Below are 13,230 nucleotides of genomic sequence, written 5' to 3'. Positions count from 1 at the left end.
AAGGGAGACACCGCAATGATGACGCACGAACTGGCAGCGAGCGTTGTTCAGCTCGTCGTGCCCCTGGCCAACAGCAACGTCCCGACGGGCGCGGATTTCAAGGACTGGGTCCTGGTCATCGCGGGGAACATCTTCATCGCCATCCTCGTGCTGCGCGCGATCGGGCACTACTTCAAGCGGGAGTGGGGTGAGCTGTTCGGCCATATCGCGGCCGGTGTGCTGGTCGGCGGACTGATCTACGCCAACAACCAGACCATCAATGTGCTCAAGGGCTTTTGGGGATTGGTCTCCGGAGGTAATTGATGCGAGTCGGTCGTACCCTGACCCACCACTTCGAGATCGAGACCCGGCAGTACGACCTGCTCGGTATCGACCTGGGTGAAGGCGCCCGGCGCCGGATGATCATCTTCGGTGCGGTGATCATCCTGCTCTGGATCGCGTTGCTGTTCCCCTTCATCGGGGTGCCGCAGAAGGGCACCGTCAGTCTGTACGTCGTGCCGCCGTTCGTGATCACCGCGTTCGGCTGGCGGGCCGGCAAGTTCCACGAACGCCGCCGCCGCGTGACCGAGTGGGCGCTGGCCGTCCGCTACGCGTTGCGCGCCCACCGCCCGATCATCGGTCTCGGCGCCCGGGCCGCCGACAAGACGGAGTACCTCCCATGGCGTGAGCGCATCGCGACCCAGAAGGTGGCGAACCTGGCCAAGGCCAGAGTCACCCCGGAGTGGGAACGCGAGGTCGTGGTCGAACTGGATCCGATGGTCCGCGCCGGCGCGGACATCACGGTGAACCAGCGTGCCCGCCTGCTCGGGGCGGACCATGTGCAACGGGTGAGTCGCAGGACGTCGTCTGGGAAGAGGGACAGATGAAGATCGCTGACAAGCTCCTGAACCTGGTGGGGGTCGGCCGCGAGCGCGGCCTGCCGCCACCTCGTCTCGTCGCCATCGCCGACGGTCTGCTGGTGACCGAACGCAGCGCTGAGGCGTGGTTTCTGATCTCGGTGGCGAACACCGACCTGGCCACCGAGGCCGAGCAGGACGCGGCCCTCGACGCGGCCGTGAGTGCCGCCGCGACCATCCTCGGCGACCGCCTCAGCCACCTGAAGGTGGTCTGGGGCCGATCCACCGGCCAGGACTACATCGACTCCGTGGCCGGCCACTACCGGCTCGGCGACCACGAGGACTGGGCCCAGACCCGGGCCGACCGGATCGACGAGATGCGGATGCCGGAGCGGTACGTGGCCCTCGGCGTACATCTCAGCGACCGTGACCCCCGCGCCACCGCCCAGGTGCGGGGTTCGATCAGCGACGCCCTCGGTACGACGTCCTGGCGCGTCAGCGCCCGTGAGCTCGCTCATCTGGACGAGCGGGTCCGCAAGCTGGGCCGGCAGCTCGGCTCGACCGTCTGGCGGGCGCACACCGCGCCGGCCGAGGTGATCTCCTGGCTGATCAGCCGCGAGATGCACCGTGGTGCCGTCGCCGCGCCGCGTCGCGGCCTGATCACCGGTGCCTCGCTGGCCAGGCTCACCTCCGGCCGCGTCGTGCCGTACACCGATCACCTGCGCATCTTCGACGCCCGCGGCCAGATCGCGGCGTACACGACCGTCCTGGCGATGACCGACTTCCCCGAGGAGCTCGAGACTCCGGGCGCGGGGGAGTGGCTGCGCACGCTGTCGGAGATCAAGGCGATCGACGACGACGGCGACGAGATCGACGTGACCGTCGAGGCGTCCGTCCGGTTCCGGGTGCTGACCAAGAAGACCGCGCGGAGCCTGGTCGACGAGACCCGCAAGAGTGCCAAGGAACAACGGAGGTCCGCAGCCAAGGGCACCGCGGAGGAGACCGCCGACGAGATCGTCGAGACCGAGCGCGTGATGCGCGAGGTCAAGCGCGACATCAACCGCAGCGGTTTGACCCTGGTCGAGGACCACCCGCGCTTGCTGGTCAGCGCGGACAGCCGCGAGGACCTCGAGGCGTACGTCGACGCCGTCATCGCGCACTATGCCGACCGCGGCATCACCGTGGCCGCCGGCGCGGACGAGCAGCGGGACCTGTGGCTGGAGTCCTTGCCGGGTGACCAGTTGCGCGTGCCCGACCTCGGACACGTCCGGGAGTCGACCGCGTTCTTCGGGTCCTGGTTCTGGGGCGGCGCGTCGATCGGTGACGCGACCGGGCCCGCCATCGGCTACCTGACCGGGTCCACGCCGGGTCTGGTGCGTTTCGACGCCGCCGCCGGATCCGCGCTGGGTGACGCGACGACGACGCTCTTCCTGGGCCGATCCGGTCGAGGGAAGACGACTGCCGCAATGCTCGGTGGCCTCGACTCCGCTTTCGCGGGTGCCTGGGTGCCGCTGCTCGACCTGAAGGGTGACGCGGCCGGTGTGTCCGCGGTCGCCGCGGAGTACGGCGTACCCACTGCTCTGATCGAGATCACGGCGCAGTTCTCCGGCGCTGCTGACCTGCTGCGGGTGTTGCCCGTTGACGACGCGTTGCTGCAGGCTCCATCGCAGCTGATGCTGCTGCTTCCTCCCCACCTGCGTGGCGCGGCCGAGGCGCCGGTCATGGCCGCCACGCGGGCCGAGATCCAGTCGCCCGATCCGTCGTCGTGGGGCGTAATCCAGCGGCTGTGCGCCGCCGACTCGGAGACCACTCGGACTGTCGGTTTCGCGCTGCGCGATCTGGTCGAGACCGGCCTGGGTTCGGTCGTCGCCGGCCCGCCGTCCGGCCTGTCCTCCCTGACCACGAACCCGGGTCTCTGGGTCGTCCAGATGCCAGGTCTCACCCTGCCCTCGCCCGAGTCGGCGCCGGAGTCCTGGTCCCCGATCGAACGCGTCGGCATGGCCTGCCTGCGCGGCTGCCTCGCCTGGATGGTCCGTACGACGGGCCGCCGCGAGTTCCGCGGTCGCTCGAAGGTCGTCATCGTCCCCGAGGTGCACTTGTTGACGAAGACGCCGGACGGCGCGTCCTTCCTCGACTACATCGCCCGTGTCGGCCGCGCCCTCGGCGCCTCCCTGGTCCTCGACACCCAGGACCCGGCATCGATCCTGAAGCTCCCGGGCCTGGTCGAGCAGATCACCACCCTGTTCGCTTTCAGCCTGCGTTCTCGCGAGCAGGTGGACTCCCTGCTCGAGCTACTGGGCCGGCCGCAGACCGCGCCGTACCAGACCCTGGTTCGCGGCATCAACACCGCCGCCAACGGCAAGAGCATCCGCCACGGCCACTGCATCATGCGGGACCGCTGGGACGAGGTAGCCACCGTCCAGATCGACATCCCCAGCCAACGCGTAGCAGCCCTCCTCCGCACCACCCCCGAATCCGAACACGCGAACCAGCCCACCCAGCCCATCGCGGCCCCCCAGGACCCCGTCGACCCCTTCGCCGACGAGCTGGACGAACCCCTGGCCCCCGCCGCCACCGCCCAAGCCAACGCCCACACCCGGACCCCCGACGACGCACCGGCGCCATCGACCACCACCACCCCGGCCCCGGCACCCCCAGCACCCCAGAACCACTCGCCGGCCCCAACACCCCCACCCCAAGCCCGGCCCTACGCTCCCGCCGCCCAGGCCCAAGCACCGGCGGCAGCCACCCCTCCGACGCCGCCCCCAGCCAACGCCCCCCTCCCGGCGAACCCGCCAATGGCGCCAGCCGAGCCCCACCCAGCCTCAGCCGAACCAGCGCCCACAACCCCGGTAGCCCAGCAAAACGGCCACCCCGCCACCCCCAACGGCCACGACCACGCCACATCCAACGGCCACGACCCCGTGACAGCCAACGGCCACGACCCCGCGACAGCCAACGGCCACGACCACCAGCGCGCCCACCCCGCCCGCTACGAATCGCCCATCGGCCCCGACGAGGTCTACGACCAAGAAGCCGACGAAGCCGCCTACAACGAGGCGATGTACGCCGCCTACGACGACCCCACCTCAACGGACGAAGCCCGCCCAAGCTCCGGAGACAAGGAGCACGTCGCATGAGATGGCAGCGCCGCACGAGAACGGCGCTGACAGTCCTCGCAATCTCGTTCATCGTCACCAGTCAGGTGGCCCTGGCCGCCGACCCCAACCAGGGCCCGACGAACCCCACCGGATTCGCCGACCTACTCCCAACCCCCGACCTGACCCACGGCGACACCCGCACCCTCTTCGAGCAGTACAGCCCGATGGCTTATGGGCTCGATTTCGACACCGGCATATCCGACACCTTCAACATGATCTTCAACGGATATGCGTACCTCGTGATGATGTACATCGTTGCCATCACACGAGCGGCGATTTCCGTAGGATGGTGGCTCTTCTCGTTCACCGATGTGAAGCCGTTGACGGACGCCACATCTGCGACGATCGGCGCGACTGGGAGTCAATTGGTTGGCTGGCTGCTACCGTCGGCGCTCGCGTTCGGCGCCGTAGTTGCGTACACCCAGCGGCGTGCGACCGGAAGTGCCCTCGGACAGTTGGTATGGGTCCTGGTCGCTGGTGTGCTCAGCATCAGTTTCGCGCTTGCGCCGGCCACTTGGTTGCGCGGGGTCGATGGCGCCCGGCAGCTCGGTGCGGGTGCCGTCATGTCCGCTTCGTCCGACGCCTTGGGGCCGACCATGCAGAGCCCCATCCCATGGCCGGAGCCAGGATTCACGGGTACGCCGAGGGACACATTGCTCCGGAAGTCAGCGGACGCGAGCTGGCGAGGATTCGCGGTGACCCCGTGGTGTATCGCAGAATTTGGGTCGATCGCCGCCTGTGAGCGATATGGCAAGGGCATGCTCGACGTCGGCGTCAATGCGAAGGACCGAGCGGATTACGTGAACAAGGTCGTCGTGCCCGCCGAAGGTGGTGAGGACTCGCCGACGGCGAAGTGGGTCAAGGGTGACAATCCTTTCGGACGGACCGCCGTGGTCATGCTCGCGGCGATCGCAGCCACATTGTTCGGATTCCTGAACATCGGCTTGGCGTTCACGGCGCTGATGGCTTTTATCGGTGCGCTTCTACTACTTGTTGTTGGTGTGTTCTTTGCCTGCCTGTGGATCATTCCTGGGCGCCCGCGTCAGTGGGGACTCAACTGGTTCGAAGCTCTGGTTGGTCTGGTGCTTCAGTCATTCTTGGCGATGCTGGTCTTCGGCACGGCTCTCACGCTTGTCACCGCCGTCTTCACCTTGACCGGGTCGCTCGGTTGGCTGCCCGTGACCGGCTTGGCCATCGTTGTGCTGATCGTCGGCTTCCGGCTTCGGCGGTTGCTCGACAGCCTTACGACGATGATGCGGCCTGGTGCGGGCAGCATCATGCTGGGTGGAATGGCCCGTCGGGGCGCTATGGGTGCGGTCAGAAAGATCATGGGCGCGTTGAGCAGCCGTGGTGCGGCGCCGGCGCCGTCTGAGCGGAACCGAGATCGCACCAGGACGGCAGACTCGAGTCCCCAGCGGGTGTCGTCCGTGCGCGTGTATCGCCAGGCTCCCGTGGTCGGCTCGCTGGGCCGAGCGTCCTCGGGGAGTTCGCCGTACGAGCTCACGACTGGTGCAGAACGGCGACGTGCAGATGCGACCGCGGCGCCCAGTGGTGGCACCGGACCAGGTGGCCAGCCCGCGGCTAGTGATGGCGGCAGAGTGGCGGCGAGCGCATCTCCGAGCCGGGGCACGTCCGCACTGAACCTCGCCAGAGCCCGCACGCAGTCCAGAGGCGAAGGGAGTCGGACCATTTCGGTCACGGCTGCTGGGGTCGCGGCCGCGGGAGGACGTGCTGCGGCGAAGGCCTCGCGCGGCGAGGCGTCGAAGGCTCGGCATTCTCGGCGGCCTATTCCGGCGCCGGCCAATGAGATCAGGTACGAGCCGAGGATTCACACACATTCCGCGAGCCTGCGTGAAGGGCCGCCGAAGGGGCAGCGCAGCCGGCGTAAGGCGCCGACCTCGCAGCAGCGGAGGTTCCGTGAGTACTCCGCTGTCACGAAGGACGGCGTGACGGTGCACGTGCCGACGCGTAGGTGATATCGGATGGCCCAGAACCCACGATCTCCAGGAGACCGTCGCGAAGGCGCGAGCCGATCACGCAATCGCCGCCCAGAACCTAGCCACTCGGATGCCGATCGGCAGGATCCCGCGGGCAGGACGCGCCCGGACGCGCCGGACAGTTGGCGTTCGCTGATGAGTGCGGACTACGACTATCCCGAAGAGATCGACGAGCTCAACAGTCGTGATCGGCGCCGCGCGAAGAAGAACTGGCGGCGTGATGATCACGCGCAGCGGATGGCGTGGTTGCGCGACCAGCGGCAGGCGGAGCCGATGAGTCCTGCGGTCATCGTGGCCGCCGTTGTCGTTCTGGCGATCCTCATCCTCGGGCTCGGCGGCGGTCTGCCGCGGCTGTTCGGAGGCAAGAGCACTGGCGACGGAGCGCCGATCGGCGTGCTGACTCCCGGCCGCTCGGTAGTCCTTCCGACCGAGCCGTCGAACACCTTGCCCGCTCAGCCCACGCCGTCCAGCACCATTCCACCGCTCACCACTCCACCGCCGCAGACCCAGCGCCCATCCGCGGAATCGACGGCTATGGCTACGGACAAGGTCGGCGCCTGGGCGAGAGCGTTCTACACTCGCGATCCGAGCGCGGAGACCTATACAGCGCTGGTGGCGAAGTGCGCCAAGTACATGACTCAGGAGGTGGCAGCGAGCTTCACGTCGGCGGGTGATCCGACGTACGACGCACTCAAGAGCGACGGGGGGAAGTCGACAGTCATCGCCTGGCCGGTCAGTGCCCCGCCGACCAACGCGGAGGCTCCGGTCGACACTCCGGCCCGGATCACGCGGTTCGTCAAAGTCACGATCGACGTCACCGGAAAGCACCCCCAGCGGTTCGACGTACCCCTGCTCGTCACGCTGGTGACTCAGAACGGCCAATGGCTGATCAGTGAGGTGTCTGGCGGTACCGGGCCATGACAGTAGGGGATTGCGATGTTCGACGAACGTGATCTCGGTCGGGGTTTCCTTGCGGTCGCGAGCAGAGGCGTCTTCGTCAAAGGCGCCGCAGCGCTGGCGGTCATCGGCGTCGCGAGCCTGCTGATGCTGGCGCCCTTCGGCGGTACCGGCCAGCCGCAGGCCGCTTGCCTCCCATTGGGTCCAGGTCAGGCTGAGAATCCGAATCCGACCGGGCCCCTTCGCGCCACCCAGGTCGCCTTCGCCAAGCTGATCGACGATGTCGCCGTTCAGCGCGGCTTGCCAGGTCAGGCCACGCTGATCGCGCTCATGACGGCTTTGGTGGAGTCTGACCTACAAAACCTCACGTACGGCGATGCGGACTCAGTCGGTCTGTTCCAGCAGCGACCTGGGGCCGGCTGGGGATCAAAGGAACAGATCATGGATCCGCACTACGCGGCCGAGGCGTTCTTCGGAGGTTCAGCCGCGCCGAACCCGCCTGGCCTGGTCGACATCAATGGTTGGCCGTCAATGGCTCTCGGCGACGCGGCACAGGCCGTCCAGGTGTCTGCCTTCCCTGATCGCTATGCAGTGCGTGAACAAGAAGCGCGACAGATCGCGTCGGCAGCGGGTATCGACCTCAGCCGTTCGGGTAACCCGTACGCAGGCCGAGCGGGCGCAGCACCGCCTGGCTCGGCCGATGAGGGACTCCAGCAGGACGACAACTGTCAACAGGGCGGCGGCTTGGTCAACGGCCAACCGGTCAATGGGGTCTGGCCCGACGAGCAGGCGACGGTGACAGACCCGAGCGGCACGGGCGGCAGGGTCACTCCGCGTACGGCGGCCTGGGTAGCCGGGGCCCGCAAGAACCTCGGCACCCTCAGCCTGAGCTGCTGGGACGCGCACGCCTGGAACCCCACGAGCGACCATCCTCGAGGGAAGGCGTGCGACGTCATGGTCGGCACAGACGCGCGAAAGTCGGCGCCCGCCAAGGCCCGAGGCGACCAGATCGCCAACTGGGCCATCAAGACAGCCGCCCAGACGGGCGTGCACTACGTAATCTGGTACGGCAAGATCTGGTCCGCGCGCCGCGGTACCTGGATCCCCTACAACGGCGGCGGCGTCTACAACCCCACCGACGCCACCGGCGGCCACTTCGACCACGTCCACGTGTCCATGTACTGATAATGGCCCAGACGCCCGACCCGCACAAAGAGAGGCTCCAATGACAGGCCCCGGTGACCCCAACGACCCAAATGGTGGCTGGGCCGCGGGTTCTTATCCCGGGCCTCTACCTCCTTCGAATCATAGTGTTCCGGGCAGCGGTCAGCCGCCGCGCGAACTGCCGCCGGCAGGCCCTGCGGATGGTGGGTCCGCAAGCCCAGGCCCCCGTGCACCTGGATTCCTTCCGGAACCTTCCGCGTGGACGTCGTTGCTGACAGCGGTCCCGTGGTTCTTCTGGAGTTTGGTGCTCGTCGTCTGGATTGCAGGTGCGATCGGCTTCGGTTGGGGCTGGATCGTCGTGGTCCTCTGGGTGTTGTCAGGCGCAGTGATCTTCGTGGCTCCCGCGGAGGCGCTGTTCGCCAGATATTTGTTCCGACTACGCCAACCGACCCTGATCGAGCAAGAGCGGCTAGGTCCCGTCTGGCACCACCTTCTACAGCACTCCGAGGTGCGGGATGGGCGGTTGTCGCTGTGGATCCAGGAGTCCGATGAGGTCAACGCGACTCCAACCCCAGGTCACGTGGTCGCAGTGACGCGGTGGGCGCTCTACACGCTGCCACCGTCGCATCTAGAAGCAGTCTTGGCACATGAGCTCGGTCACCATCTCGGCGGACGTTCATGGCTGAGCATGATCAGCTTCTGGTACTCAATACCCGCTCGTTGTGGATTGATCGTCGTCCGGGCCGTTGCCCGACTGATGAGGCGCGTCCCTGCGGTCGGTTGCCTCATCGGGGGATTCCTCGTCATGGCCTACATCGGACTGGTCCTCGCGGTCTTTGCTCTGGGACATGGGTACATCTGGCCAGTCCTGTTCCTGACGCCGTTCATTGCGCCGCCCTTGCTTGCTTGGCTCAATCGTTGGCAGGTCAAGCAGGCCGATCGAAAGGCCGCGCTGCTGGGCTACGGCAGCACGCTGGTGCAGGTCTTGTACGGATGGCAGATGCAGCATCAGCAAATGCTGGGGCGCGACCAGAGCCGGCGAGCGCAGGTGATGTCCAACACCCCGTCGTTGGTGGAACGAGTCAACACACTCGAGCAGTCTGGAGGCATTCCCCCGCGCGCTCGAGGCTGACTCCCGCAGTTCGCCGGGCCTCAGCCAGCGACGGGCTCAGCCGCCGAAATGACAGCTCGACCCTTGTGGTCGGGCTGTTGTGCTTTCACGCCTCGAGGCGGGTGATTTCGTGGGTGGTGGTTGGAGTGGTGAAGGTTAGGAGGTTGTGGGCTTCGGATTCTATGGATTGCCAGGTTTTGCGGGGGAGGTTGGTGAAGGGGGCGATCTCGAGGACGGACTTGGTTTTGGTGGGTTTGGTTAGTTTCCAGAGGGCTTTGGCTTGGCCGTTGTGGAGGAGGGAGCCTTTGGTGAGGACCTCTTGGAGGGTTAGGCGTTGGCGGGTGGCTGTGTCGATCCAGCGGGTGCGGTCGGCGTGGGAGAGGAGGAGGTTGTCGTATTCGGGGAGGAAGCGGGTGGGGACCTCCAGGGACTCGTCGGGGAGGGTGATGTGGGGGAGGTCGTAGAGGGGGCGGCCCGAACTCGCGTCGGTGTATTGGCGGAGGTCCAGGCGGTCGAAGACCTCGGAGAGGTGGCTCAGGCCGGACCAGGTTTGGGCGTCGGCGACTGAGGCGGGGCCGTAGGCGGCCAGGTAGCGGAGGACCAGGTCGTCGACCACGGGGTTGGGATCGACGGGGGACTCGAGCCAGAGCTCGGCGGTGGACATGGCGGGGTTGCCGCCCTTGCCCCAGATGCCGCGGGGTGGGGTCTGGATGGTGGGGAGCAGGCAGCGTACGGCGTGGGCGAGGGCGGCCGGCTCGCGGTCGGGCCAGAGCGGGGCGAGGTGTTCGCGGAGTTGTACGGCGGTCGCCGGGCCCTCGGTCATCCGGTCGATGCCGGCCCGGAGTACGGCGTCCATGTCGAGGCCCTCGAGCCGATGGCGCCCGTACGTGATGTTCTGGAAGACCTCGCGCTCGAGCCGCGGCTGGATCAGTGGGCGGAACGCGAGGAAGTCGCGGCTCGACATCAGGTGGATCGTTGCCCGCATCATCGAACCGCGGACGGCCTGCCGCTCCTCCAGCAACGTGACGAGCTCGGCCGGCTGGAATCCGTTCAGCCGGGTCCACAGCCCGACGTACGGCGCGAGTGGCGACTGGGCCTGCATGCCGACGAGATGCTCGATCGCCTCGAGCGCGGTCGCGTCCTGGCGCTCGATCAGCCACTGGCGGTGCAGCGTGGCGCGGTTCAGGGCCTGCAGACTCAGCTTCGTCATGGCGGGATCCTCTCCTGTGCGTCGGCGCCAACGCTAGGAGGGGAAGCGGTCATGATCGGTCCTCTACTCGAAAGGGTTCCAGGAAGCTGGTCAGGAGCTGCTGGCCGACCGGCCATTCGCCGAGGTCGCTGTCGGAGTTGAGGTGGCCGTGGCGGCCGGTCGTGACGAGCGGGACCGCCCAGGCGGTCGCGAGGCGCTCGGCGGCCTCCACGGTGCAGTACGGGTCGTCCTCACTGGCGATCAGTACGGCGGGGAGACCGAGGGGAGCGGGGTCGATCGAGGCGAAGGCCGGGATCAGCGCGGTCGGAAACGTCGGCGCGAGTTGGTCGGGTGGCGCGACCAGGAAGACCCCACGCACGGTGTGCGACGCAGTGGTGAGCCAATGGGCGGCGGCGAGGCAGCCGAGGCTGTGGGTGATCAGGACGACGTCGTCGTCCGGGTGGCGACGTACGGCGCTGTCGATCGCTGCGGTCCAGTCGTCGAGGTCGGGATGGGTCCAGGACGCGGGCGCGATCCGGGTCGCGCCGCGCAGCCAGCCGGATTCCCAGCGCGATTGCCAGTGGTTGTCGTCGGAGCCGTCGAGGCCGGGGATGATGATGAAGTGCATGAGGTAGCTCCCATTAGGTGATGAGTGCTGCCAGCATGAGGCCGATCATCGGTCTGCGATGGCGTGAGCTGATGGATTGAAGGCAGATGAGCGAACCGACCACGAATTCATTGGACCCGATCGACCGCGAGATCCTGGCGATCCTGCAGACCGACGGCCGGTTGAGCGGCGCCGAGATCGGGCGGAAGGTGAACCTGTCGCAGCCGGCGGTGTCGGCGCGGATTCAGCGGCTCGAGCGGTCCGGCGTGATCACCGGGTACCAGGCGATCGTGGATCCGGCCCGGATCGGGCTCAACATCCACGCGGCCGTGCGGGTCCGGACGCTGCACGCGCGGATCCCGGAGGCCCTCGAACTGTTCGCCGGTCTCCCCGAGGTGACCGCGACGTACCGGCTGACCGGCGAGGACTGCTTCCTCCTCGACGTCCACACGCCCGATGCGGGCCGGCTGGAGCAGGTCGTCGACGCGATCGGCCGGCTCGGACCCGTCAGCACCTCGTTGGTCCTGCGCAGCTACCCGACCAAGCCTCTCGCGTTCGGGTGAACGCGGCGGCGCGGTCCGCACAGGCGTCGAGGTGCTGCCCGGTGTCATCGGATTGGTCGCCGGGGGTTGGCAGGTTTTCCCTTGCCGCCGCGGAATGACGGGCGCTTCTGCTTCCCAGCGGGTGCCTGACCGAACTAGGGTCGCGACGGATCGTAGTGGTTGCGTTACGCAACACGAACGTGGGAGGGAACGTATGACGAAACGCCGTACGGCGGTCGTGGCCGTCACCACCGGACTGGCCACCATCTCGCTCGGGTTGTCCTTCACCAGCGCCGCAGGGGCCGCGCCGGAGGCCAACAGCCTGGGCGACCTCAAGCTGATCAAGACCAAGACGTCGCTGCTCGGCAAGCACTACTGGTACCAGCAGACCTTCAAGGGCCTGCCGGTGATCGACGGGTACTACGCCAAGCACGTGACCAAGGGTGGCGGAGTAGAGATCGCCGACGGACGGGACGCCGTACCGGCGAACCTGGACGTGAGTGCGAAGGTGGCGCCGGCGACGGCGACCCAGTCGGCCAACGCCGTGGTCACCGCCAAGGCGCAGCGGGCTCGCATCGCCGCGCCGGGCAAGAGCGACCCGCAGGCGCCGGCCGCGTCCCAAGGCGCGGCACAACTCGCCGTGGTCGGTGGCCCGCACGCGCGCCTGGTCTGGGCCGTCACGTCCCGCTCGGCCGAGGGCGTCAGTCGTTCGCTGGTCGACGCCGACACCGGCTCGGTGGTGGAGTCGAAGGTGGTCAGCGACAACGTCGACGGCCGCGGCTCGGTCTTCGACCCGAACCCGGTGGTCAGCGAGAAGAACGAGAAGCTGACCGATATGAACGACAAGAACCAGGATGTCCTGTTCCTCGCGCAGAAGAACGTGGTCCTGCGCAATCTGGACGGCTCCGGCAAGCTCAACGGCGCCTTCGTGAACATCAAGGAAGGCAACGGCGGGCTCGCGCAGAGCAAGACCAACACGTTCGTCTACCAGCGCGCGAACAACAAGTTCGAGCAGGTGATGGTGTACTACCACGTGAACCAGGCGCAGGAGTACATCCAGCAGCTGGGCTTCACCGAGGCGAACAACGAGTCCCAGGACTTCTCCGTCGACACGATCCGCGACGACAACTCGTTCTACGACCCGTCGACGGACATGATCACGACCGGTGATGGCGGGGTCGACGACGCCGAGGACGCCGAGGTGATCTGGCACGAGTACGGTCACGCGATCCAGGACGACATCGTGCCGGGCTTCGGCGAGACGGAAGAGGGCGGCGCGATCGGAGAGGGCTTCGGCGACTACTGGGCCGTGACCATGTCCGTTCCGGTCAGCAAGGGCTTCAACCTGCCGTGCGTGATGGACTGGGACGCGACGTCCTACACGTCCACCGAGCCGCACTGCCTGCGTCGTACCGACACCGGCAAGACCACCGACGACATGACCGGCGAGGTGCACGACGACGGTGAGATCTGGTCGAACGCGCTGTGGGACATCCACCAGGCCCTCGGCCGGAACAAGGCCAACAAGGTGATCCTGGAGTCGACGTTCTTCTACGCGCCGGACACCGACTTCGCCGCCGCGGCCCGCAACGTCGTCCAGGCCGCTCGCCTGCTCTACGGAAAGCCCGCGGCCGCTCAGGTCACCAAGGCCTTCCAGGACCGCAAGATTCTCTGACCGCGATACCAGGTCGTGCGCCCACGGCTACTGTGGGCGCATGACGGTATT

Annotated in this window: 11 protein-coding genes; 9 read left to right on the top strand and 2 right to left on the bottom strand. The window is 67.3% G+C overall.

Features of this window, described 5'->3' with window-relative positions:
* Positions 1-15: 15 nt before the first annotated feature.
* The 7 genes from OG876_RS41085 to OG876_RS41055 all read left to right on the top strand — a co-directional run bounded on the left by OG876_RS41085 (position 16) and on the right by OG876_RS41055 (position 9,187).
* The gene (locus OG876_RS41085; RefSeq protein ID WP_328522147.1) at positions 16-303 is read left to right on the top strand and encodes a hypothetical protein; all 288 of its coding nucleotides are present in this window, start codon (positions 16-18) and stop codon (positions 301-303) included.
* On the top strand, positions 303-866 hold the full coding sequence (locus OG876_RS41080) for a hypothetical protein (protein ID WP_328522146.1): 564 nt from the start codon (positions 303-305) through the stop codon (positions 864-866). The genes OG876_RS41085 and OG876_RS41080 overlap by 1 nt, the downstream gene beginning before the upstream one ends.
* A complete protein-coding gene (locus OG876_RS41075) occupies positions 863-3,976 on the top strand; it encodes an ATP-binding protein (RefSeq protein ID WP_328522145.1) in 3,114 nt (1,037 codons plus the stop codon). The genes OG876_RS41080 and OG876_RS41075 overlap by 4 nt, the downstream gene beginning before the upstream one ends.
* A gap of 65 nt (positions 3,977-4,041) precedes the next feature.
* Positions 4,042-5,973 carry a hypothetical protein gene (locus OG876_RS41070; protein ID WP_328522144.1) on the top strand — a complete coding sequence of 644 codons (1,932 nt, stop codon included), beginning with the start codon at positions 4,042-4,044 and terminating at the stop codon, positions 5,971-5,973.
* Between the two features lie 156 nt (positions 5,974-6,129).
* Complete coding sequence (locus OG876_RS41065; protein ID WP_328522143.1) at positions 6,130-6,915, top strand: hypothetical protein; 786 nt, start codon at positions 6,130-6,132, stop codon at positions 6,913-6,915.
* Positions 6,916-6,930: 15 nt separating this feature from the next.
* A complete protein-coding gene (locus tag OG876_RS41060) occupies positions 6,931-8,076 on the top strand; it encodes a hypothetical protein (RefSeq protein ID WP_328522142.1) in 1,146 nt (381 codons plus the stop codon).
* Positions 8,077-8,359: 283 nt separating this feature from the next.
* Entirely contained in the window at positions 8,360-9,187 is an 828-nt protein-coding gene (locus tag OG876_RS41055; RefSeq protein WP_328522141.1) for a M48 family metalloprotease, read from the top strand.
* Positions 9,188-9,272: 85 nt separating this feature from the next.
* On the opposite strand, the gene OG876_RS41050 is transcribed toward OG876_RS41055, so the two are convergent.
* Both OG876_RS41050 and OG876_RS41045 read right to left on the bottom strand, forming a co-directional pair.
* The gene (locus tag OG876_RS41050; protein WP_328522140.1) at positions 9,273-10,376 is read right to left on the bottom strand and encodes a winged helix DNA-binding domain-containing protein; all 1,104 of its coding nucleotides are present in this window, start codon (positions 10,374-10,376) and stop codon (positions 9,273-9,275) included.
* A 49-nt stretch (positions 10,377-10,425) separates the two neighbouring features.
* A complete protein-coding gene (locus OG876_RS41045) occupies positions 10,426-10,983 on the bottom strand; it encodes an RBBP9/YdeN family alpha/beta hydrolase (protein WP_328522139.1) in 558 nt (185 codons plus the stop codon).
* Positions 10,984-11,069: 86 nt separating this feature from the next.
* Between OG876_RS41045 and OG876_RS41040 the strand changes: the two genes are divergently transcribed.
* Positions 11,070-11,525: an Lrp/AsnC family transcriptional regulator gene (locus tag OG876_RS41040; protein WP_328522138.1), complete on the top strand. Its 456-nt coding sequence runs from the start codon at positions 11,070-11,072 to the stop codon at positions 11,523-11,525.
* Positions 11,526-11,718: 193 nt separating this feature from the next.
* The gene (locus tag OG876_RS41035; RefSeq protein WP_328522137.1) at positions 11,719-13,179 is read left to right on the top strand and encodes a M36 family metallopeptidase; all 1,461 of its coding nucleotides are present in this window, start codon (positions 11,719-11,721) and stop codon (positions 13,177-13,179) included.
* The last annotated feature ends 51 nt before the right edge of the window (positions 13,180-13,230 follow it).

The organism is Kribbella sp. NBC_00359 (assembly GCF_036097425.1).
In the GTDB taxonomy this organism is placed as follows: Bacteria; Actinomycetota; Actinomycetes; order Propionibacteriales; family Kribbellaceae; genus Kribbella.
This window is presented reverse-complemented; position numbering and strand designations above follow the sequence as displayed.

What these genes read in the sequence shown, in the direction of transcription:
- OG876_RS41050 (WP_328522140.1), bottom strand. Translation starts at nt 10,376, where the DNA reads ATGACGAAGCTGAGTCTGCAGGCCCTGAACCGCGCCACGCTGCACCGC.
- OG876_RS41060 (WP_328522142.1), top strand. Translation starts at nt 6,931, where the DNA reads ATGTTCGACGAACGTGATCTCGGTCGGGGTTTCCTTGCGGTCGCGAGC.
- OG876_RS41075 (WP_328522145.1), top strand. Translation starts at nt 863, where the DNA reads ATGAAGATCGCTGACAAGCTCCTGAACCTGGTGGGGGTCGGCCGCGAG.
- OG876_RS41065 (WP_328522143.1), top strand. Translation starts at nt 6,130, where the DNA reads ATGAGTGCGGACTACGACTATCCCGAAGAGATCGACGAGCTCAACAGT.
- OG876_RS41040 (WP_328522138.1), top strand. Translation starts at nt 11,070, where the DNA reads ATGAGCGAACCGACCACGAATTCATTGGACCCGATCGACCGCGAGATC.
- OG876_RS41035 (WP_328522137.1), top strand. Translation starts at nt 11,719, where the DNA reads ATGACGAAACGCCGTACGGCGGTCGTGGCCGTCACCACCGGACTGGCC.
- OG876_RS41080 (WP_328522146.1), top strand. Translation starts at nt 303, where the DNA reads ATGCGAGTCGGTCGTACCCTGACCCACCACTTCGAGATCGAGACCCGG.
- OG876_RS41045 (WP_328522139.1), bottom strand. Translation starts at nt 10,983, where the DNA reads ATGCACTTCATCATCATCCCCGGCCTCGACGGCTCCGACGACAACCAC.
- OG876_RS41085 (WP_328522147.1), top strand. Translation starts at nt 16, where the DNA reads ATGATGACGCACGAACTGGCAGCGAGCGTTGTTCAGCTCGTCGTGCCC.